Below are 21,290 nucleotides of genomic sequence, written 5' to 3'. Positions count from 1 at the left end.
ACAGTCAAAGAGATGGTGACTTCCATGAGATTAAAAAATAGTTAATCTCTCTTTCCAATACGGAACAAACAATGAGAATAGACTGTGGCCCTTGTGTGATTCGCTCGTGGCAGTATGGCGATGAAGACAACCTACATCAACATGCAAACAACAGGGCCATCTGGCTTAATCTACGCGACAGCTTCCCGTACCCTTACACTCCAGCTGATGCACAGCAGTGGATTCAATACGTAGTTGACCCGACACTGGAGACCAACTTTGCCATTGACGTTGATGGAGAAGCCGTTGGTAACATTGGCATACGCATCGGCGAGGATATCGAACGCTACTCGGCCGAAGTATGGTACTGGCTGGGCGAGCAATTCTGGGGCCGCGGTATCGTGTCTAAAGCCTTACAGGCCATTACCCACCATGCGTTCACTGAGTTTAACCTGACCCGACTGTATGCCAAACCGATGGCCCATAACTTGGCGTCGGTTAAGGTGCTCGAACGAGCTGGTTTTCAGCACGAAGGCCTGTTGCGATGGAGCGCCGTAAAGGATGGAATTTTGATGGATACTATTCTCTACTCTTATCTGTCGAGCGATTGGCTGGACGCAGCCAACGAGTCTATTTGATGTAAGCGTTTCATTAAGCTTCTCTACCAGCTTACCTGCCCTTGATTCGCAATAGGGTAACTAAAGCGTGCTGACCATGACTACAACCGCCGATTCCGCTTCCTATCCCACCGATAAAACCCTTGTCGACTTATTTACAGAGCAGGTCAGCCTAACCCCAGATAATACGGCGGTAGTGTTGGGCACGACCCAGCTAACGTACCTGGAACTGGACAGGCAATCGACTCAGTTGGCACACCGCCTCCGTACACTAGGCGTTGTCGAGGAAACGCTCGTTCCAATCTGCCTCGATCGCTCAATCGCCATGATCGTTGGCCTACTGGGTATCCTGAAAGCCGGTGGAGCCTACGTTCCCATCGACCCGGATTATCCCGCCGACCGGATCGCTTACATGCTCACCGACACGCAGGCGAAGGTGCTCGTCACTGACCGCGCATCGCGCAGTAAACTCGCGGCAGCTGGTTCCGACACCTCGATTGTCTGCCTCGACGATCCTGAAGCAGCCATAACGGACGAACCTGTCAGCGCAGTTAGTACCAACCTGAAACCCGGTAACCTTGCTTACATCATCTACACATCCGGCTCTACAGGCCGACCCAAAGGCGTACAGATTGAACACACCAGTGTAGTCAGTCTGCTGAAACCAACCTCCCCCCTCTTCGATTTTACCGATCAGGATGTCTGGACGATGTTTCACTCCTTCTGCTTCGATTTTTCGGTTTGGGAAATGTATGGCGCCCTGCTATTCGGCGGTCGGCTGGTCATCGTACCTAAACACATCGCGAAGGACGCCAGCCTGTTTGGAGCGCTGCTGTCGGCCGAACGGGTGACAGTTCTGAACCAGACGCCATCTGCGTTCTATGTGCTTCAGGAGCAGATCGCCAGCCGGGCAACCAGCCTGTCAGTCAGGTACGTTATCTTCGGGGGTGAGGCGTTAAACCCCGCCAAGCTCAAACCCTGGCATGAGCGGTTTCCGGCCTGTCAACTCATCAACATGTACGGCATCACCGAAACAACCGTACATGTAACGTACCTGGCCCTTACCGCGCAGCATCTAGCTGGCACAAGCAGCCTTATTGGCCGGCCAATTCCAACGCTAAGCGCACATGTGCTTTCCAGCGACCAAGCCCCCGTAGCCATTGGCGACACGGGCGAACTATACGTGGGTGGCGCAGGCCTGGCCCGGGGTTATCTGAACCGGCCCGAATTAACCGCTCAACGCTTCATCCCCCATCCAGCAAGCAAGCAACCCGGTGAACGGCTCTATCGCAGCGGTGATCTGGTTCGTCTTCTCGACGGCGGGGAACTCGAGTACATGGGCCGCATCGATGAACAGGTCAAGATTCGCGGGTACCGCATTGAGCTGGGCGAGGTCGAGCACGCCATTCAGCAGTTTCCGGGGGTAAAACACGCAGTGGTCGTAGCCCGGTCGTTTGCCGATTCCGACGTACGACTGGTTGGCTTTATCGTTGCCGATGGGCCGGTCAAGTCAGCAGACCTGACAACGTTTCTAAGCACCAGCCTACCTGAGTACATGATTCCCAGCCTGTTGATTCCGATTGGCAGCATGCCGCTTACCGGCAACGGGAAAGTGGATCGTAAAACGCTCCTCAGCCACGACGTACAGGCTACCGTTTCAAGTGAGTACATCGCGCCCGGCAACCCCACCGAAGAAAAGCTGAGTGCCGTCTGGAAAGAGGTGCTGGCTAGTGAGCGAATTGGGGTGAACGACAATTTTTTCGAACTAGGCGGCAACTCCCTCCTCGCCGTCCGAACAATGGCGGCGGTTGGTCAGGCCCTTGGTCATGACATTCCGGTTACCAAGCTGTACCAGTTTCCTACACTACGGGCGCTGGCTGGCTACCTGGATGGCCGCACCCAGTCCAAATTGACACCCCGCACCAGGCGGCCTACCCAGATCGATTCCGGTGAGGTGGCCGTCATTGGCATGGCTGGCCGTTTTCCGGGCGCCAACACGATCGATGCGCTATGGGATCTGCTGCGCGAAGGCAGGGAAACAGTCCGTTTCTTTTCTGATAGTGAACTAGACCCTGCCCTCCCAGCCGAACTGACCCGCGACCCGGCTTACGTGAAGGCGAGAGGTATCCTGGACCAGGCAGACCAGTTTGATCCGGGCTTCTTCGGCCTCAACACGAAGCTGGCCGAGGTGATGGACCCCCAGCAGCGGATCTTCCTGGAAATCGCCTGGGAGGCGCTTGACCAAGCGGGCTATCTGCCCCAGCAGTATGGCGGAAGCATTGGCGTGTGGGCCGGCTGCGGCAACAATACGTATTACCTGAACAACGTACTGGCCAACCAGCAAGTGGTCAATCAGGTAGGCAGCTTTCAAGCGATGACGGTCAATGAAAAAGATTTCATCGCATCGCGAACGGCATATCAGCTCAACCTGAACGGACCGGCGGTCAGCGTATTTTCGGCTTGCTCTACCTCGCTGCTCGCCATCACCCAGGCCGTGGATAGCCTCCGGCTGGGGCATTGTGAACTGGCATTGGCAGGAGGGGCCAGCATTACGGCTCCCATTCACAGCGGCCACCTGTACGAAGCCGGAGCCATGCTCAGCAAAGACGGTCACTGCCGCCCCTTCGATGCCAGCGCTACGGGAACACTCTTCAGTGACGGTGCCGGGGTGGTGCTGCTCAAATCACGACAAGCCGCCGAACGGGATGGTGATACGATCTATGCCGTCATCAAGGGCGTGGGTGTCAACAACGACGGGGGTGGTAAAGGCAGTTTTACCGCACCCAACGCCGACGGACAGGCCGGAGCTATTCGTATGGCCCTTGATGACGCCCGCGTTGAGGCGTCGACAATAAGCTACGTTGAGGCGCATGGCACGGCGACCCCCCTCGGCGACCCGATCGAAATAGAGGGACTATCGCTGGCGTTTGGCGACGTAGGCCGGAAACAGTTCTGCGCCCTGGGCTCTATAAAGAGCAATATGGGGCACCTGACGGCTGCTGCGGGCGTGGCGGGTTTTATTAAAACCACGCTGGCATTGTACCACAAACAGTTGCCCGCCTCCCTCGGCTACAACGTACCTAATCCGGTCATTAACTTCGCTGATAGTCCCTTTTACGTCAACGATACCCATACCGACTGGACGTCGACTGCCCCCCGTCGGGCGGGCGTTAGCTCTTTTGGTGTGGGTGGTACCAACGTACACGTAGTGCTGGAAGAATCCGCTCAGCCACAACCGGCTGTTGACTCGACTAAGCGTGAAAGCCATCGACCCATGCACCTGGTTACGTGGTCGGCCAAGTCGGACAGTAGCCTGACCGCCTACGGGACGCAGCTGGCCGCGCACCTGCACCGCCATGCTGATCTGAACGTACCTGACGTAGCCTACACACTCCAGCGTCGTTATCCGTCGTTTGCTCACCGCCGGTTCGTCCTGGCCAGTTCGCGGGAGGAGCTGCTACATACGCTGGCCACCCCACCTACCGCCGCCAGCACGTCCCGTCCAGAAAACAACCAGTTACACGCCCCCGGCGAGCTGGTATTCCTGTTTCCTGGTCAGGGTGCCCAGTACGTAAACATGGGCCGTGCGCTGTACGAACACGAGCCCGTGTACAAACAGGCCATAGATACCTGCGCCGAGTACCTGCTGGCCCACCTCGATACCGACATCCGCGCCATTCTATACCCGGCTACCGTTGATCAGATGGCCCAGGATCGGCTGACCGACACCCGGTTTACGCAGCCCGCCTTGTTTGTGACCGAATACGCACTGGCTCGCCTCTGGCAAAGCTGGGGCGTTGAACCGACCGTTTTCTGTGGGCATAGCATCGGAGAATTTGTGGCGGCCCACCTGGCGGGTGTCTTTTCGCTTCCAGACGCGCTGGCGCTGATTGCCAGCCGCGGTAAGCTGATCAGCAACCTGCCCGCTGGCGATATGCTCTCTGTCAGGCTGGATGTGGCCAGCGTGACAGCCATGCTGCCGGCAACGCTATCGCTGGCCGCCGTGAACAGCAAAAAGCTATGCGTTGTGGCTGGTACGGCCGAAGCAATTGCCAGTTTCTCGGCGCAACTTACGGGCCAGGGAATACCCAACCGGCTCCTGGCAACGAGTCATGCTTTCCATTCTGCGATGATCGACCCCATTGTGGGCGAATTTGAGCAAATTGTGCAAGGCATTTCGTTGAACCGCACCACAAAACCAATCGTATCGACGGTCACTGGCACCTGGCTTACCGACGCCGAAGCGACCAGCGCCCGGTACTGGGCTACCCATATGCGGGCTACGGTACAATTTGCCGATGCACTGGAAACGCTGTTTACGCTATCGACCCCGCTGTTCCTCGAAGCCGGCCCCGGAACTGTAACCTCGACACTGGCACGCCAACAGGCTATTCCACGGCCAATCAGCGCGCTGGCCAGCCTCGACACCAGCAAAGGCAGTCTAACCGATTATGAGTCGATGCTGACTGCCCTGGGGCAACTCTGGACAAAAGGTATTGACCCAGACTGGACCGCCTTCTCTGCCGAGCCAAACCGGCAGCGCGTGGCGTTGCCCACCTATGCGTTTGATCGGAAACGGTGTTGGGTGAACCCGGCCCGGCCACTCGCCCCCCCAATCAATCCGGAACCGGTTCCTGAACAGACCGAGCCAGCCACCAGACAACCTGAAGACACATCAACCATGAGAAAAACCCATCTACTCACCCTCGTTAACACGTTACTGAACGAAACGTCCGGCATCGAGGCCGACCAGTTGCCAGCCACAACAAGCTTTCTTGAGATGGGCATTGACTCGCTGGCACTCACTCAGTTTTCGTATAACCTCCGGAAAAAATTCAGCCTTCCCATCTCGTTCCGGCAGTTAAACGATGAGTTCAGCACGCCCAACGACCTGGTTGCCTACCTGGACCACGACCTCCCAGCCGACGCTTTTCGGCCAGCCATGCCGGAAGCACAGCAACCTGCCCCGGCGGCAGTCCCAGGTACGTTGCCAGCCCCAAAAGCGATAAATGGCCACGCCCCACAACCGACCCCACCGGTTCCGTATACAGGAACAACCGACGCCTCCTCGCCGCTGGTCAGTCTGATCGAGCAGCAGTTGCAGATTATGGCGCAGCAGCTGGCCGCCCTGCGTGGGCAGGAAATGGCCGTGCCCGTTCAGCCGCCGGTTTCGCAGCCTGCCCAGCCGGTAAGCCCCGCACCAGCAGCGAAGCCAACGGCCACACCTGTTGCCGCGGAGAAAACAGTGGTGAAGCAGGCATTCGGAGCCGGTGCCCGCATCGAGCGGCAGGCATCCGCACTGAACGCGACCCAACAGGCATTTATTCAGCAACTGACTGATCGATACACAAAAAAAACGGGCGCCAGTAAGCAGTACGCCCAGGAACACCGCCGCTATATGGCCGACCCGCGAGCGGTAACCGGTTTCAAGCCGCTGACCAAAGAGCTGGTGTACCCAATCGTAGTTGACTCGTCGAAGGGAAGTCGGCTGTGGGATATCGATGGGAACGAGTACATCGACGCGCTGAACGGCTTTGGCTCTACCATGTTTGGCTACCAGCCCGACGTGCTCAAAGCGGCTCTGCACGATCAGATCGAAAAGGGGTACGAACTTGGCCCGCAACATAAGCTGGCCGGCGAAGTGACCCGGATGATCTGCGAATTTACCGGCTTCGACCGCGCCGCTCTGTGCAATACCGGCTCAGAGGCCGTACTGGGTGCTATTCGCATGGCCCGCACGGTAACCGGACGGTCGCTGATCGTTACGTTTGCCGGTTCGTACCACGGCATTTTCGATGAGGTTATCAGCCGGGGTGGGGCCAGCCACCAGGCAACCCCCGCTGCCCTGGGTATTCCAACGGAGTCGGTGCAGAATATCCTGATCCTGGATTACGGTACTGATGCGAGCTTACAGATCATTCGGGAGCGCGCGCACGAGCTGGCTGCCGTTCTGGTTGAGCCGGTGCAAAGCCGCCGCCCCGAATTTCAGCCCGTCGACTTTCTCAGGGAGGTACGTGCCATCACTGAAGCGACTCAAACGGCGCTGATCTTCGACGAGGTGATCACCGGTTTCCGGATGCATCCGGGAGGCGCGCAGGCACTGTTCGGCATCCGGGCCGATCTGGCCACCTACGGCAAAGTAGTTGGCGGGGGCCTGCCCATCGGCGTGGTAGCGGGCAAGGCACGGTTTATGGACGCATTAGACGGTGGGTACTGGCAATATGGCGATGACTCATATCCGCAGGCCGACCTGACGTTTTTTGCAGGTACGTTCGTTCGGCATCCACTGGCACTGGCCGCGGCCATGGCGTCGCTGCAACACATGCGCGAACAGGGACCAGCCTTGCAGGAACGGCTAACAGCCAGTGCCAAGCAACTGGCTGACAAACTAACACTGACGCTGGCCAAACTACAACTACCCCTGGTTGTAGGCCAGTTTGGTTCGCTTTGGAAGCTGAAATACACCCAGGATGTTCCCTACGGCGAATTACTCTTTACATTGATGCGGGAGAAAGGAATTCATATTTGGGACGGATTTCCCTGTTTCATGACTGAGGCCCATACCGATGCCGACATCAATCAAATTGCGCAGGCATTCGCCGACAGCCTTCAGGAACTGATCTCCGCTCAGTTTCTGGTACCCAAAGGACCGCCCCTGGTAAAACTGACCGACGTGTTTACCGATCTAAAAAAACCACCCGTCCCCAATGCGCGCCTGGGCCGCGATAAACAGGGCAATCCAGCCTGGTTTGTTTCCGACCCAGCTCAGCCCGGCAAATACCTGCAACTGGTCTAGCAAGCCAGCAGGCGGCTTTCAGTCCTCCTAAAAGCGTCTGGTTGGACGAGTTGACAAATTTCGAGTAGGTACGTACCTGCCCGCAGTTTGTCAGCTCGCCCAACCAGACGCTTTTTATTGTTAAGTAATGTAGGCAGACTAGAAACGGCAGAAAGTAGCCTGGTTTTGTCGACATCTTCATTCTCCAGGCCACTACTTACTGGCACATAGCGTGTCAACTTGTCAGCCCGATTGGCTTTGGCAGTGGATTTGCACCTACCTTTGCAACCCGATTTAGCGCGAAATACGACCTGTTTGTATGGAAAATAAAGACATTGTGGACGAGTCTGTGCCACAACCTGACAACTCAACCGAACCAATTACGACTGAGGAAGCGGAAGTTATTAATGGTGGCACTCCGGAAGGCGATGCCACCGGGGAAACACCTGAACCCGCCGAAGCCATTGGCTCTGAACTCGCCGTAATGAAAGATAAATATCTCCGCCTCTACGCCGATTTCGAGAACTTCCGTCGGCGTACGGCTAAAGAAAAACTGGAGTTGATTTCAACCGCCAGCGAAGGCCTGATGGTGACTCTGCTTCCTGTAGTCGACGATTTCGAGCGGGCCATGCAGGCTCTTGAAACAGCGACAGACATCAGCGCGGCGCAGGAAGGTATTGGCCTGATTTATAGCAAGCTTACGAAGATTCTGGAAAGTAAGGGATTGAAGCCGATGGCGAGCAAAGGTGAGCCATTCAACGCCGATCTGCACGAATCAGTTACGCAGTTCCCCGCTCCTACCGAAGACCTCAAAGGCAAGGTGATCGACGAAATTGAAAAAGGATACCTACTCAATGACAAGGTGATCCGCTATGCTAAAGTAATTGTAGGAGCTTAAACAGGATGAGTGCTAGAGCGACTGCGTGATGGGATGACTGCCAGATAAGTCACTCCATCACGTAGTCGCTCTAGTACTCATTAATTCAGATGGCAACGAAACGCGATTTTTACGAAATTCTGGGGATTGATAAGAAAGCCTCAGCGGACGACATCAAGAAGGCGTACCGCAAAATGGCGATCAAGCATCACCCGGACAAGAACCCCGACGACCCCACCGCCGAAGAGAAATTCAAGGAGGCAGCGGAGGCGTATGACGTGCTGAGCGATGATAACAAACGCGCCCGGTACGATCAGTTTGGTCACGCGGGCCTGGGCGGGGCTGCTGGCGGTTACGGTGCGGGTGGTCCTTCAATGGACGATATCTTCAGTCAGTTCGGCGACATATTTGGCGATGAGTCCCCCTTCGGATCGTTCTTTGGTGGCGGCCGGGGTGGCGGCCAGCAACGGCAGCGCGTGCGTCGCGGCTCTGACCTGCGCATCAAACTAAAGCTCGATCTTCAGGAGATTGCCAATGGCGTTGAGAAGAAAATCAAAGTAAAGCGCCACGTGGCCTGCCAAACCTGTGGCGGCAACGGATCGAAAAATGGAACGGCCGTGCAAACGTGCCAGACCTGCCAGGGAACCGGCCAAACCCGCAAGGTGGTTAACACCATGCTGGGGCAGATGGTCTCAACGGCTACCTGCGGCACCTGTAATGGGGAAGGCAAAATGGTAACCGACCGCTGCGATGTTTGTCATGGCGAAGGTCGTGTTTTGCAGGAAGACGTTATTCCGATCAAAATTCCGGCGGGTGTTGCCGAAGGCATTCAGCTGTCGGTGGGAGGCAAAGGCAACGTACCCCCACGCGGAGGTGTAGCCGGTGACCTGCTGATCGTGGTAGAGGAGGAAGAAGATGAGGACCTGAAACGTGACGGCACCAATGTCGTATACGATCTGTACGTTAACTTCGTCGATGCCGCTCTTGGCACCAGCGTTGAAGTACCGACGATTGATGGACGCGCTAAAATTTCGCTGGAAGCCGGCACCCAGAGCGGCAAGATTTTACGCCTGAAAGGGAAGGGCATCAAAGACCTGAACGGATATGGTCGTGGCGACCAGCTGATTCACGTGAATGTCTGGACTCCTAAAGTGCTCAGTTCGGAAGAACGGGGCATTCTGGAAAGACTCCGGTCATCCCCCAATTTTCACCCACGTCCGAATAAAAGCGACAAAGGATTCTTCGAGAAAATGAAGGATTTCTTCCACGGTTGATCTACGGACTTAAGCCGTTTGGTAAAGAATAGATGGAAAAGCCCCGTACACACGCCGTGTACGGGGCTTTTTTAGGTAGTGTCCGGTTTGCCGCTACTGGTTGACAGGTATTCAGTTAGCCTGATATGTAGTCTTTCACCGAGTTAATCGATGTCGGTTAAGGCCCTAAAACAATGCCCTGTCAGGTAACATTAACGCCCTGTATCTGCTTTTAGGCGTATGAGCACCTCAACCAATACGACGACGGGTTTATCCCTGATCGAAGACGGTGGGCGGCGGCAGTTAGAAGCCTCCCTGTCCGACTTTGTCGCCTTTCTTCACCGTCAACCAGCTTTCTGCGGCACACCCGAACAACAGCAACTCTTGATTAAGCATGTCTCCCAGGGCAACGACCTGATCAAGCTTGTCGCCGAAGAGCGACTCAAGATCACCCGGGAACTGGATCATCAGAAGCACGAGTGGATTGAACTGGAGAAGCAACTGACGGCTCCCGTCGAAGCGGCAATGCAACCCTTGAAAGACGCCGTGGATCATTACAATCGGGAGATCATGCGGGTACGTCAACACCAACTGGCCGAGGCCCAGAAGCAGGGAATCGTTGACCAGGCCGATCAGACCGATTGGCTGGCTGCCAACGTCGATGCCATGGAGAAGCCAAAAGGAGTACGTACTAAATGGACCTATAAAATTGTCGACCCAACTCTGGTGCCTAACGGCTACTGGCTGATTAATGAAGGAGCAATTAAAGCCGATATTGCCAAGGGGGTTCGGTCTATTCCCGGTGTGGAGATTTATGAGGAGGTTACTACTACCTTCCGCACCTAGCTGGCTTCCATAACACCACACTAGCAGGCTGTCGAACGGAAGCCTCTCTGTCTTTGTCGTACCCTGCCTGAAAACAATGCCTTAGGGTCAGTTAGTTAGTATCAATAAACAGCAACAAATGCAGATTGATCTAAACGAGGTTTTTCTAAACGACCTGGACTGGCACTTTGCCGTCGAAATTGCGATCAGAACGCTGATCATGTTCACCATCATCCTGGTTTTTCTGAGGCTGACGGGGAAAAAAGGCATCAAGCAACTCTCACTCTTTGAAGTGGCGATTATTATCGGCCTGGGTTCGGCGGCAGGTGATCCGATGACCAACCCGGAAAATGCGATCATACCCGCCCTACTGGTCTTCATTACGATCTTACTATTCTACCGCCTGATTACCTGGCTGGCAGCCCGAAGCGAACGATTTGAGAGCATCCTGGAAGGCGATCCCATCTATGTGATCGAAGATGGTCGGTTTGCGTTACTGGAAACCAAGGAGCAGACCTATGCCAAAGATGAGTTCTTCTCTGAAATGCGCCAGCAAAACATTGAGCATGTTGGCCAGGTGCAAACGGCCATTCTCGAAACAAATGGCAATGTGAGTTTCTTTTATTTCGCCGATGATGACGTCCGGCCGGGGCTACCTGTGCTGCCCAAGCTATACCAGAAAAAGACAACCACAATTCAGGCAGAAGATGCATATGCCTGCACGATGTGCGGACAGGTAGAGCAGTTGGCGGAGGGAGCGCACAACTGCCCGCGCTGTGGCAAGGACGAATGGGTCCAAGCGATCGACACGCAGCGACGTACCTAGTAAGCCAAAACCAACAGGCTATTTTGTAGCGGTTTGCAACACAAGTAACCGGTGTGAAATGGCTAGCTACAACCGCTAGCCCCTCTTCCTGACGTGTCCCGTTGAGTATCCGCCTGGCTTTGCCCCTATGTCGGCGCAAGGTCAGGCGGATGCTTACTACCCCGTACTCAACAATACATACCACTAAGCAGTATGCAGAGGGAAGTTGCCTTTCACTACTCAACGCTGGCGTTCAACTGCCATTCTACGTTCAGCTTAAGCAATAATTGACCAATGTCGCCGATACTGTCAGGCTTTGTCTGAAAGCCGTTAGCACCCATTGCCAATGCCCTGTTGCGATCATCGGCGGCATCAGACGTGGTAAACACCACAACGGGAATGGCCTGACCGTGCGCTAAACTGCGTAGGTGCTGGAGAATCTCAAATCCGTTGGAGGGAGTCATATTCAAGTCGAGCAGGACCAGGCTTGGTAATGTAGCGGCCTGTTTTAACCCCGATAGTAGGGATTCACCATCGGAAAGCAACCTGATAGACAGGGCGGGCAGTACGCGCTGAAAAGCCAGCTGTACCAGATACAAATCGTCCGGGTCATCATCTACGACCCAGACACTCGCTTGGTTCTTGGGCATAATCCATTAAGTGACAAGTACGGGTTAAAAAGTAAGCTACTTACCAAGTATACCATCTTGCACGCTCAAGACCAATTTCTTCTCGCTGTACGGATCAATTTAGTTAGGCAATGGAGCTCGTTATAAGCTAATTTACAGCTAGTTACATCTAAATAAACGCTGGTTCTATTGAGATAACCGAGGTGTTCATAGCAGCGATTTCAGCACCAGCCGGTCAACTACGTGCCTGCCGTCGAACGGGACGAACAGCAGGTTGGGTACGTCTGTTTTAAGCCGGTTCAGGTACAGATTAACGTCACTTAACTGACTGATGTATTCGTCGTCGCGGCCATACACGTACTGCACCGGAAGGTTGGCAACGGTTTCGGGCCGCAGCACATCGCTCAGGCCATTTGGGAAATAGCCCGCCCACAGGATCAGCCGGTTAGCGTGGACCTGCTGACTGCGATCGAGCCAGCGGCATGCAGTGGATGCGCCTTGTGAAAAGCCCATTATCGTAATGTCCAGCCCATCGAGCGAACGGTCGCCCAGTACCGATGCCAATACCAGATCGAGGTAAGCTACGTAGTCGTTCACCTCCTGGTCGCGGTCTTCGCGGGTGAGCCACGAGGCCCCCACTTTACCGAACTCCGTATCGATGTATAGTCGTGACAGGCCTTCCGGAGCAATAATGAGTGTCTCGTCATCAGCTACCACGTCGAAGCGCCGGATAAAGTACTGGGCCAGTTGCCCGTAGCCGTGCAAGACAAACCAGATACGGCGCGTCTTTTCCGTCAACCCGCCCAGCGTATAATACCGGGCTGTGCGCTGTACCGACACATGATGTGCTTCTATCATCAGTTTCTGTCGAACCGCGACGACTGGCGATCCTGCTTTTTATGTTCGTAATGTGATTTGTCGGCGATATACACGGTTCGTTCAATCCGGGCGTGTACAATCCCCTCGGCGTCGAGCCAGTCGATGAGCAGCACGCGTTCGGTTTGCCCGTCTGCGGCTACATCGGCCCGAATGCCGTCGATCTGTTCATTGGTAAGTTGGTACCGGGCGTAGAGCGTTGTGCGGCCCGGTTTGCGAAACCGAATGCTTGCCGCCTTATCCCACACCACAAAGTCGCGACCCAGAATATGGTACAGCATCAGCATGTAGAACGGGTCAGCCGCTGAGAACATACTGCCGCCAAAGATCGTCCCGACATAGTTGTAGGTCCAGATATTCCGGCGGAGGCGCAGATGCACTTCCTGCCAGTCGCCCGACCAGAACAGGATTTTCCCGCCGGTGCCGAAATACATCGGGTACCAGTTCATGAACGTTCTGAAACGCCAGGTCTTGCCCGACTCTTTTCGGTCTGTTTGTAGAAATGTTGGCTTCACTAGAGGTACGTTGGCTGGGGCAACGGGTTAATACAGGCTTCCTTTTTTTAACGCCTGCGAAATCTGGCCGCAGTGGTAGGAGTTGTGGTGCATCAGAAACTGGAGTACACCCATCCGCGGAAGTTCGCCGAAGGGTGTGGCAATAAGCTCCGTCCACTGCTCATCGGTGGTCGTTTTAATGTGCGCAGCCACTAATTCGAACCCGCTTTGAATGACCTGATTAACCATCGCCAGGTCGAGCAAACGGCCATCGTCGGTGGCGCCGCCCATGGCCTGCGGTTGCAGACCGGAGTCGTGGTTGAACAATATGTTGGCAAACCGGTGCATTGCCTCGCCCGTGTGCAGGGCAATAAACGCCGCCGATGCTGTGTCGGGCGTAAGTCGAAAGCGGGCATTATCAGCGGTCATCTTGCCAATTGGTCCCATGATGGTGAGCTGATTTACGCTCCATTGGCGGCTTAGTATATCCTGAATCGTCATAAATAAGAAAGGGTGTAGTTGTTTAGTGGGGTAACTGACGAACGGCATCCGCCAGGGCTGTTAACCCCGACACGGCCTGCTCGCCAAGTTGGTCACGTACCTGCGTGTTCAAGGCTTTCCATATTTTGTGGCAGCGTTTAGCCAGTAGTCGGCCCTCTTCCGTCAGAAAAAGGCCCTGCCGGATATTGTCGGTTAGCCAACCATTGCGCTGTAACAGTTGTACATCCCGGCTCAGCGCCGACTTCTCAATCTGTAATTGCTGCGACAGCGTTGTTTGCCGAACGCCGGGCTGCGCAAACATGTACATCAGTAGACTGGCCTGCGCAAACGTGACCCCCTCCCCTACAAATGCCTCGTTGTACAGGTTGGTGACCACGCGCGCCAGCCGCCTCACTTGCCCTGCCACACAGGCGTTTATATCAGTCATGCGGTAAAAATACTAGCTAAAGTTGTATATGCAACTTTAGCTCGAAAAAATTAAGCCCGCTTGTTAGCAGACCACTTAACTACCACCTGTCTATGTTTACCGCGTAGCTACGTACCGAAGCTAACCTGTCTCTTTTCCAGCCGGGAAATGACCTCCAGACAGGCTCGGACGTTGTGGTACGGGCATTTCCAGAAGCCAATTTTGTCGTCGGCGGTCATTGGCTGGTACGTATCGAAAACGCCCCATCGCCACTCGCCGCCCTCCCGGTCGAGCAGATGGCGCTGAATGAACTGCCAGCTCTGTACTGACTGGTTGTAGAAGGTCTCGTTGCCAGATAGTTGCCAGGCGTTCAGAAAACCAACCATTGCCTCGGCACTGACCCACCACTCCCGATGGGTGTCGTAGTGGTTGGTGTCGATGTTATACTCATGATATAGGCTTCCATCAGCCTGCAGCGCAGCGGCGGTAGCCCGTGCCATTGCCACGGCAAGCTGGCTGAATGTCGCCATCAGTTTCCCATCGTGCAGTACTTCGGCGGCTTCGAGCAGCAGCCACGCCGCTTCGATGTCGTGTCCATACGAAACCAGGGCAGCCGTTGAGTGCCAGTCGGCGGTAAAAAACAGGCGTAAGTGACTGGTTTCCGAATCGATCAGGTGTGTTTGGAACGTACCCAGCAACGCCCGAATCTGGTTGGCTAGCCCCGCATCGGGCCAGATTCGGTAGAGATTGGTGTAGCCCTCCAGAATGTGGAGGTGCGTATTCATCGTTTTTGGATCGTTACGGTCTTTCGCGCTCAAACGCAGATCGCTGAGCAATGCCCCTTCCTGGCTGAACGCTTCAAAATAACCACCCTGCGCTGGATCGTAGCTGTGGGTTTCAATCCACTGGTAGAGCGACTTTGCCAGGTCGAGGGCGGCTGGTTCACCGGTTAGCTGATGGTATTCGCTCAGGCCGTAGATGGCGAACCCCAGCGCATAAATCTGCTTTCGGGGGCTCAGCGGTTTGCCTGCCGGGTCGACCGACCAGTACACGCCACCAAATTCCAAATCAATAAAGTGGCGGCTAAAATACGCGTAGGCCCGATCGGCAACTGCCCGATAGGCCGGGTTGTTGGTTTGCCGCGCTGCCGCCGAGAATGTCCAGAGAATGCGGGCGTTCAGTACAGCTCCTTTCGGGGCTTCGGGGTCGAGATGGCCGTTGCCGGTGAGTCGGCCGATGAATCCACCGCGCTCCTGATCGGGGCTGTGTGTCATCCAGAACGCCAGAATAGCTGTCAGTTCCGCTTCAATCTCCTGCCTATATTGGTGCGGGGGTAGTAGGGTCATTCTTCGTTGGGCTAAACAGGCTTGCAGTGGGCTTCGCTTCACTGATCTGGTAACACCAGCGTGACCGCACCACAGCAAGCCTGTTCGTACAAGGCATCTACTTTACTGCGTCCGTCAGCGCGTAACCAACCTCAGCCGACTCGCGATGCTGATACGCCTTATTCCGGTCGATCAGCACGTTCAGCCGGTCGACAGATGTGGCTGAGCGGAACCCATCGGGCGGGGTGTTGATCACGTAATCCAGTAATTGATCGAGGGTCGACGTGGCAACGTGCATGCGGGTGTCCGACGAGGCGTAGTAGATGAACACCGTGCCATCGTCGTCCAGAATCCAACCGTTGGCGAAAGCTACGTTCGACACATCACCCACGCGTTCCTCGCCTTCCGGCGCCAGAAAATAACCCGCTGGCTTGTGCGTCACTTTTGTCAGGTCGGTCAGATCGGTCAGGAAGAGGTAAAGCACGTACCGCAGCCCGGCGGCGGTGTTCCGCACCCCATGAGCCAGGTGCAGCCAGCCTTTCTCGGTTTTAATCGGAGTCGGCCCCTGCCCGTTTTTTACTTCGTATACAGTGTGGTAGTGCTTTTCGTCGACAATGAACTCCTTCTTGATAACGGCGTTTTCCATCGAATCGGCGTAGCCAAATCCAATGCCTCCACCCGTTCCGGCTTCGATGAACCCATCCTGCGGACGTGTATAGAACGCGTATTTACCGTCGACAAACTCAGGGTGAAGCACCACGTTTCGCTGTTGGGGCGACGGCGTTTTCAGGTCGGGCAGGCGCTCCCAGGTCCGCAGGTCGCGGGTGCGGGCCATGCCACACTGCGCCAGCGCCGACGATTCGTCACCGGGCCGGGCGTTCGGATCTTTGCGCTCTGTACAGAAAAGGCCGTAAATCCAGCCGTCCTCGTGTTGCACCATGCGCATGTCGTACACGTTCCCATCAGGTACGTCAGTTTCGGGCATGGTGATGGGCCGGTCCCAAAACGTGAAGTTGTCGATTCCATTTGGGCTTTCGGCTACCGCAAAAAATGATTTCCGGTCCATACCTTCCACCCGGGCCACCAGCAGGTAGCGCCCGTTCAGCCGGATCGCTCCGGCGTTGAATGCCGCGTTGATGCCGAACCGCTCCATCAGATACGGGTTAGTAGCGGGGTTGAGGTCATAACGCCAGAAGAGCGGCGCATGCCCGGCAGTCAGCACCGGGTACGTGTAGCGATCGAAAATACCGTTGCCAAGGGGGCGCTTCGCATTAGCCCGACCAATCAGTTCAACGTAGGCCGCCTCCAGTTGGGCAAGGCGTTTCTGGAACACAGAATTCATGTAGTAAAAGAATTAATCGTAGTAGATCAGTGGGCCAGCACGCGTTGTCGATGCACTTCCGCGGCATCGGTAGGTAGCTTATCCCACCAGGTACGTTTCAGAATCCCAACGCAAACCGCCAGCAGCGCTACCGTGATGGCCAGTTCAGAGTACATTTTGACAACCAGGTACATGGGCAGCATGGTGAGGCAGCATTGGGCAATGATGCCAACGACAACGTTGAACATATCGAGCCGGAAATTTTCGTTGGCCTCAAACGTGGGGTCGTCGGCCACAACTTTCGCGTGTATCGGGCCCCAGAATCCCCAGGGACGCACAGTTTTGTAGAAGGCTTTCAGCGTGGATTCGTCTGTGGCGGGCGTCAACAGTGAACCGGCCATACAGCCCGCCAGCGATAACCCGAACAGCAGCGGGAAGTAGTACAGCTCCAGCGTTTCGCTGAACACTGAAGGCAGGATCAGGGCGGGGACAATACCGGCCAGCATACCCCAGAAGAAACCACTGGCATTGAATCGCCACCAGTGCCATTTCAGCACATTGGCTGCTACGTACCCCCCATACAGCGCCGACACGATCCATTGCAGTATGCTGTTCACATCTTTGGCGAAGAAGCCCATGAGCACCCCGACGACCGCCACCAGTAAGCCTGAGCTATAATTCATGGTGGCAATGCGGCTGTTGGAAGCCTTTGTCTCGACGTATTTGAGGTAGATATCGTTCACGATATAGGCCTGCGCCGCGTTGAGGGTGCCCGCGAACGTACCCATAAAGGCCGCCAGCAACCCCGCCAATAAAAGGCCCATCAACCCGGCCGGCACAAACTGCAGTATAGCCGACGGCAGAATCTTCTCGAAGTCGATCCCCTGCCCAGCCGGACCGGTGGCTGAGCGCAGGTCGAGCTGGTCGAAATGAAGCAGGGCCAGCACCGTGAACCCCATAATCATGGCGTACCGGACCGGCAGCAGCACAATCGACACAAAGCCGCTCATTTTGGCGGCCTCCTGCGGTGATTTTGTCGACAGCACCTTCTGCATGTCGTAGTTTGGTGCCGGACCAGCCAGACTGGCCAGAATACCTTTGAAGACCATCATCATGAAGAAAATGCCGAACAGCGAATAGCCATCTGACTTGATCTTGGCGTTCACGTCATCGATCATTCCGGTCCAGTCGAGGTCATTCAGCTCCCAGCTGAAAAAAGGCGTATACCAGCCCGCCGGCACGGTCAACGACTGGGTATTCAGGTTGGTCATGGCAATCCAGGCAATTACTACGGCGGCGATGCTCATGATCACGTATTTCAGCACATCGCCAATTACGATACTGGTCATGCCGCCCAGAATAGCATAGAAAACAGCCACGGCGGTGAAAACAATGCCATAGAAATGAGGCACGTATTCAGGTGGTATGGCGAAGGGAATGTAGTCCGATACAATGCTGAACGGAATAAAAATCTCGACGAACTTCCCCAGGCCAACGAAGCCATACGCCAGAAAACCCAGGCAGCTCAACAGGGCGAATACGACAACAATAGTATGCGAAGCCATCACGCCCTTGCCAGTGATGCCAAACCGGGTACCGATCCATTCAGCCCCCGTTGTCACGTTGGAGCGACGGAGCCAAACTGATAGGTACATCATCATGAAAATCTGGTTGAAGACGGGCCAGAGCCATGGAATCCAGAGGCTTTTCATGCCGTATACGAAAGCCAGCGAGACCATCCACATCGTGCCCGAAATATCAAACATATCCGAGGCATTGGATAGGCCAAGCATGTACCAGGGCAACGTTTTTCCGCCCAGCATGTAGGCCTCCTTGTCTTTGGAAGCCCGTTTTTTCAGCACTAAACCCATCACAATCACGGCGACCAGATAGGCGATGATAATGCTGATATCAAGGGCAGATAATTTCATAGAGTACGACTAATTAACGGATTTAGGCAGGTTGCCCCGGTATGATGGCCGGCGTCGGCAACAGTTCTGAACAAATCTATAGGAAAGTTCACCCTGATATATAGCACTATTTTATCCTTATTTCGACTCAAAATGATAGCCTGATAAAACGCGTCGTAGATTATACATGATTAATTCATTATTTCCAGCATTTTTTCGTTATTCAACTAAATTATTTGGCTTATTGAGTAGTCTGCCAGCGTTGCGCATCTAATACTTTTTTAACTTACAACTGAGTTCATACGTACATTTTCCTACGACTAATACCCTCAACCCCGTTAACAGATGACCACTATATATCGTGAAATAACGCCACTGACTCAGAGCGATTGTTTTACGCTATTTCACCGGACAGACAAAGTGTTTGACTTTCCGCTGCACAATCATGACGAGTATGAACTGAATTTTCTGGCTAATACTAAAGGCGCCAAGCGAATCATGGGCGACCATACGGCCCTGACCGATGACCTCGATCTGGTGCTTGTTGGTAGTAATCTGCCGCACGGCTGGTTTGATCCGGCCAGAACATGTCAGGGCGTTCGCGAAGTGACCATTCAGTTTCACCGTACTCTATTCGACGAGAAATTTCTGAAGCGGAACCAGCTTAGTTTCATACGGGCGTTGCTGGAACGATCGGCCAAAGGAATATTATTCACCCAGGAAACGGCAGCGGCTATACGTCCCCGATTGGAAGCGCTTACCCAGAAAAACGGCTTCGACTCAGTGCTTGAACTGATGTCGATTCTGCACGACCTATCGACCTCGCGCAACATGCGGACGCTCTCGAACACCACATTCACCAACGAGCAAATCAATTACAATAGCCGCCGCATCGAGAAAGCGTTCACATTTATGCACGAAAGCTACGACAAAGAGATTTCGCTGGCCGATGTGGCGAAGCTGGTTAATATGAGTGAGGTATCGTTTAGTCGCTTCATCAAGAAACGAACGGGCAAGACTTTCATTGAAAGCCTCAATGAGATTCGCCTGGGTCAGGCCTCGCGGCTGCTGATCGATACGACCAACACCATTACGGAGGTAGCCTATAAATGCGGCTTCAATAACATATCCTATTTCAACCGGGTGTTTCGCAGCAAAAACGGCTGTACTCCCCGCGAATTCCGCCAGAATTACTCGGGCACAAGGGTCTTCATTTAACGCACTAGGCAGGGAAAAATACAGCCGTTGGCTATTGATTGTACTGGTTGACAATAAGGCAGGTAAGCCATAGGATAAGGAAAAAGCAGGCACCCGGAAGGGGCAGCTGGCGGGGACTATATTTAGCCTTTATCGACATAGTCCTCTCCAACGCGTTTTTCCCGTCTGCACTATGCGTTTACACTATACCAAAAGGCCGAAGCGGCCAGGTACGCTCCCTTTCAGGATAATTGCTTTCTTCAGCCTATGGACCTCTATCGGGTTGGCGCAGGTCAGGCCGGCCGAACCCTTCACCCTGGCAGGCCAGCTAGCCCAGTCAGTCAAGGGAAATGTGTACGTACTAAATCAGGATGACAAACGGGTTTTTTCTGCCCCAATCCAGGGTACTCGATTTACGCTGAAAGGGAAACTGGCCGAGCCCGGTCTGTACCGGGTTCAACTTGATACCAACTCCCGAACGTATCCTGTATTTCTGGAAGGGGCACCGATGCAGATGACAATTCAGAAAAACGGCGCCTACCAGGTCACAGGCTCTAAACTGCATTCTGAGTGGAGAGCCTATACTGCTTTTACGGACTCAACAAGGAATAAGTTAATCGGCCTGTCTCAGGCGCGGAGCGGGGCCACCCAGAAAGGCGATACGGTACTGCTGAACCAATTATGGGCAGAAAATACGATGATTAGTCTGACGTACGGTTCCCGTATGGCGGACCTGATTGCCCGGAAGCCTTATACCTTTTTTAACCTGTTTCTGTTGAAGGGCAGTGGTTACGCAGACGATCACTTGGTCAACATGCTGAATGAGTTCAAACCCACGCTGGGTACGTACCCGACCTTTCAACTGTACGATCAGGAACTCAAGACGCGAGCCGACAACCGGCAAAAGGTGGCGATTGGTCAGCAGGCCTATGATTTCACGTTGCCAGACAGCACCGGAGCCACCCATAGTTTAGCTTCCGTACGAACTGCCAACAAGCTTGTTCTGGTAGACTTTTGGGCCAGTTGGTGTGGGCCCTGCATTAAGGAGTTTCCCGGCCTGAAAAAGCTCCATGCGAAATATGCCAGTCAGGGTTTGGAAATTATTGGTATTTCCACAGACAAAGAGCCGAAACGATGGCTGAGCGCGTTGTCGAGTTTACGCCCATCCGGACTGCAACTACATCTGACGGAACCAAGCCCGCTACGAGACAAGTACGCAATCTATGCTATCCCCCAAACATTCCTGATTGACCAGAACGGCGTAATCAGAGGGCATAATCTGACGGAAGCCGAGCTGGACAAAAAGGTAGCGGAGCTCCTGGCTGAGACGCGCTGAGCGCGCCGCGCTGCAATTCATTAGGTATGTAGCAGTCACCAGCACACAAGACCAGTTTACCCATCAGGCGGCCTGTTGGAAACTGATTAGCTATAAAAACGCCTCGTCCCTGCCAGCTAGTACAGATTTGTACCAGCTGGCAGGGACGAGGCGTTTTTACCTAT

General features: G+C 54.6%; 16 protein-coding genes. 8 read left to right on the top strand and 8 right to left on the bottom strand.

Annotation, left to right across the window (positions count from 1 at the left end; all coding sequences use genetic code 11):
• Window positions 1–71: 71 nt before the first annotated feature.
• The 6 genes from F7231_RS19440 to F7231_RS19415 all read left to right on the top strand — a co-directional run bounded on the left by F7231_RS19440 (window position 72) and on the right by F7231_RS19415 (window position 11,152).
• Window positions 72–617, top strand: coding sequence for a GNAT family N-acetyltransferase (locus F7231_RS19440; protein ID WP_166693214.1), 546 nt, complete (start codon window positions 72–74; stop codon window positions 615–617).
• A 76-nt stretch (window positions 618–693) separates the two neighbouring features.
• Window positions 694–7,392, top strand: a complete 6,699-nt coding sequence (locus tag F7231_RS19435) for a hybrid non-ribosomal peptide synthetase/type I polyketide synthase (protein ID WP_166693213.1) — start codon at window positions 694–696, stop codon at window positions 7,390–7,392.
• A gap of 298 nt (window positions 7,393–7,690) precedes the next feature.
• On the top strand, window positions 7,691–8,269 hold the full coding sequence (locus F7231_RS19430) for a nucleotide exchange factor GrpE (RefSeq protein WP_166693212.1): 579 nt from the start codon (window positions 7,691–7,693) through the stop codon (window positions 8,267–8,269).
• Between the two features lie 89 nt (window positions 8,270–8,358).
• Complete coding sequence (gene dnaJ / locus F7231_RS19425) at window positions 8,359–9,522, top strand: molecular chaperone DnaJ (RefSeq protein ID WP_166693211.1); 1,164 nt, start codon at window positions 8,359–8,361, stop codon at window positions 9,520–9,522.
• 219 nt (window positions 9,523–9,741) lie between these two features.
• Complete coding sequence (locus tag F7231_RS19420) at window positions 9,742–10,347, top strand: hypothetical protein (RefSeq protein ID WP_085413978.1); 606 nt, start codon at window positions 9,742–9,744, stop codon at window positions 10,345–10,347.
• Window positions 10,348–10,465: 118 nt separating this feature from the next.
• Entirely contained in the window at window positions 10,466–11,152 is a 687-nt protein-coding gene (locus F7231_RS19415; RefSeq protein ID WP_085413979.1) for a DUF421 domain-containing protein, read from the top strand.
• A gap of 215 nt (window positions 11,153–11,367) precedes the next feature.
• On the opposite strand, the gene F7231_RS19410 is transcribed toward F7231_RS19415, so the two are convergent.
• The 8 genes from F7231_RS19410 to F7231_RS19375 all read right to left on the bottom strand — a co-directional run bounded on the left by F7231_RS19410 (window position 11,368) and on the right by F7231_RS19375 (window position 18,614).
• Window positions 11,368–11,781 carry a response regulator gene (locus F7231_RS19410; RefSeq protein WP_085413980.1) on the bottom strand — a complete coding sequence of 138 codons (414 nt, stop codon included), beginning with the start codon at window positions 11,779–11,781 and terminating at the stop codon, window positions 11,368–11,370.
• A gap of 186 nt (window positions 11,782–11,967) precedes the next feature.
• Window positions 11,968–12,618, bottom strand: a complete 651-nt coding sequence (locus F7231_RS19405) for an alpha/beta hydrolase (protein WP_166693210.1) — start codon at window positions 12,616–12,618, stop codon at window positions 11,968–11,970.
• Window positions 12,618–13,151 (bottom strand): DUF4442 domain-containing protein, encoded by a 534-nt coding sequence (locus tag F7231_RS19400; protein ID WP_166693209.1) that lies wholly within the window; start codon window positions 13,149–13,151, stop codon window positions 12,618–12,620. Before F7231_RS19400 ends, F7231_RS19405 begins: the two co-directional genes overlap by 1 nt.
• Before the next feature lie 27 nt (window positions 13,152–13,178).
• Entirely contained in the window at window positions 13,179–13,631 is a 453-nt protein-coding gene (locus F7231_RS19395) for a DinB family protein (protein ID WP_166693208.1), read from the bottom strand.
• Window positions 13,632–13,653: 22 nt separating this feature from the next.
• Window positions 13,654–14,058, bottom strand: a complete 405-nt coding sequence (locus F7231_RS19390) for a MarR family winged helix-turn-helix transcriptional regulator (RefSeq protein ID WP_085413984.1) — start codon at window positions 14,056–14,058, stop codon at window positions 13,654–13,656.
• Window positions 14,059–14,165: 107 nt separating this feature from the next.
• Window positions 14,166–15,383, bottom strand: coding sequence for an AGE family epimerase/isomerase (locus F7231_RS19385; RefSeq protein WP_166693207.1), 1,218 nt, complete (start codon window positions 15,381–15,383; stop codon window positions 14,166–14,168).
• A 97-nt stretch (window positions 15,384–15,480) separates the two neighbouring features.
• A complete protein-coding gene (locus F7231_RS19380; RefSeq protein ID WP_166693206.1) occupies window positions 15,481–16,704 on the bottom strand; it encodes a glycoside hydrolase family 130 protein in 1,224 nt (407 codons plus the stop codon).
• Window positions 16,705–16,730: 26 nt separating this feature from the next.
• Window positions 16,731–18,614 (bottom strand): sodium:solute symporter family protein, encoded by a 1,884-nt coding sequence (locus tag F7231_RS19375; protein ID WP_166693205.1) that lies wholly within the window; start codon window positions 18,612–18,614, stop codon window positions 16,731–16,733.
• Between the two features lie 324 nt (window positions 18,615–18,938).
• Here F7231_RS19375 and F7231_RS19370 point away from each other — a divergent pair, with 324 nt between their 5' ends.
• Window positions 18,939–19,811, top strand: coding sequence for an AraC family transcriptional regulator (locus F7231_RS19370; protein WP_085413988.1), 873 nt, complete (start codon window positions 18,939–18,941; stop codon window positions 19,809–19,811).
• A 172-nt stretch (window positions 19,812–19,983) separates the two neighbouring features.
• Window positions 19,984–21,126 carry a TlpA disulfide reductase family protein gene (locus F7231_RS19365; RefSeq protein ID WP_166693204.1) on the top strand — a complete coding sequence of 381 codons (1,143 nt, stop codon included), beginning with the start codon at window positions 19,984–19,986 and terminating at the stop codon, window positions 21,124–21,126.
• Window positions 21,127–21,290: the final 164 nt, after the last annotated feature.

Origin of the sequence: Fibrivirga algicola (genome assembly GCF_011742925.1) — a bacterium.
Classification (GTDB): Bacteria; Bacteroidota; Bacteroidia; order Cytophagales; family Spirosomataceae; genus Fibrella; species Fibrella algicola.
Note: the sequence above shows the minus strand (reverse complement) of the source record. Positions and strands in the feature narration are given on the sequence as shown.

What these genes read in the sequence shown, in the direction of transcription:
- F7231_RS19440 (WP_166693214.1), top strand. Translation starts at nt 72, where the DNA reads ATGAGAATAGACTGTGGCCCTTGTGTGATTCGCTCGTGGCAGTATGGC.
- F7231_RS19435 (WP_166693213.1), top strand. Translation starts at nt 694, where the DNA reads ATGACTACAACCGCCGATTCCGCTTCCTATCCCACCGATAAAACCCTT.
- F7231_RS19430 (WP_166693212.1), top strand. Translation starts at nt 7,691, where the DNA reads ATGGAAAATAAAGACATTGTGGACGAGTCTGTGCCACAACCTGACAAC.
- dnaJ (WP_166693211.1), top strand. Translation starts at nt 8,359, where the DNA reads ATGGCAACGAAACGCGATTTTTACGAAATTCTGGGGATTGATAAGAAA.
- F7231_RS19420 (WP_085413978.1), top strand. Translation starts at nt 9,742, where the DNA reads ATGAGCACCTCAACCAATACGACGACGGGTTTATCCCTGATCGAAGAC.
- F7231_RS19415 (WP_085413979.1), top strand. Translation starts at nt 10,466, where the DNA reads ATGCAGATTGATCTAAACGAGGTTTTTCTAAACGACCTGGACTGGCAC.
- F7231_RS19410 (WP_085413980.1), bottom strand. Translation starts at nt 11,781, where the DNA reads ATGCCCAAGAACCAAGCGAGTGTCTGGGTCGTAGATGATGACCCGGAC.
- F7231_RS19405 (WP_166693210.1), bottom strand. Translation starts at nt 12,618, where the DNA reads ATGATAGAAGCACATCATGTGTCGGTACAGCGCACAGCCCGGTATTAT.
- F7231_RS19395 (WP_166693208.1), bottom strand. Translation starts at nt 13,631, where the DNA reads ATGACGATTCAGGATATACTAAGCCGCCAATGGAGCGTAAATCAGCTC.
- F7231_RS19390 (WP_085413984.1), bottom strand. Translation starts at nt 14,058, where the DNA reads ATGACTGATATAAACGCCTGTGTGGCAGGGCAAGTGAGGCGGCTGGCG.
- F7231_RS19385 (WP_166693207.1), bottom strand. Translation starts at nt 15,383, where the DNA reads ATGACCCTACTACCCCCGCACCAATATAGGCAGGAGATTGAAGCGGAA.
- F7231_RS19380 (WP_166693206.1), bottom strand. Translation starts at nt 16,704, where the DNA reads ATGAATTCTGTGTTCCAGAAACGCCTTGCCCAACTGGAGGCGGCCTAC.
- F7231_RS19375 (WP_166693205.1), bottom strand. Translation starts at nt 18,614, where the DNA reads ATGAAATTATCTGCCCTTGATATCAGCATTATCATCGCCTATCTGGTC.
- F7231_RS19370 (WP_085413988.1), top strand. Translation starts at nt 18,939, where the DNA reads ATGACCACTATATATCGTGAAATAACGCCACTGACTCAGAGCGATTGT.
- F7231_RS19365 (WP_166693204.1), top strand. Translation starts at nt 19,984, where the DNA reads ATGCGTTTACACTATACCAAAAGGCCGAAGCGGCCAGGTACGCTCCCT.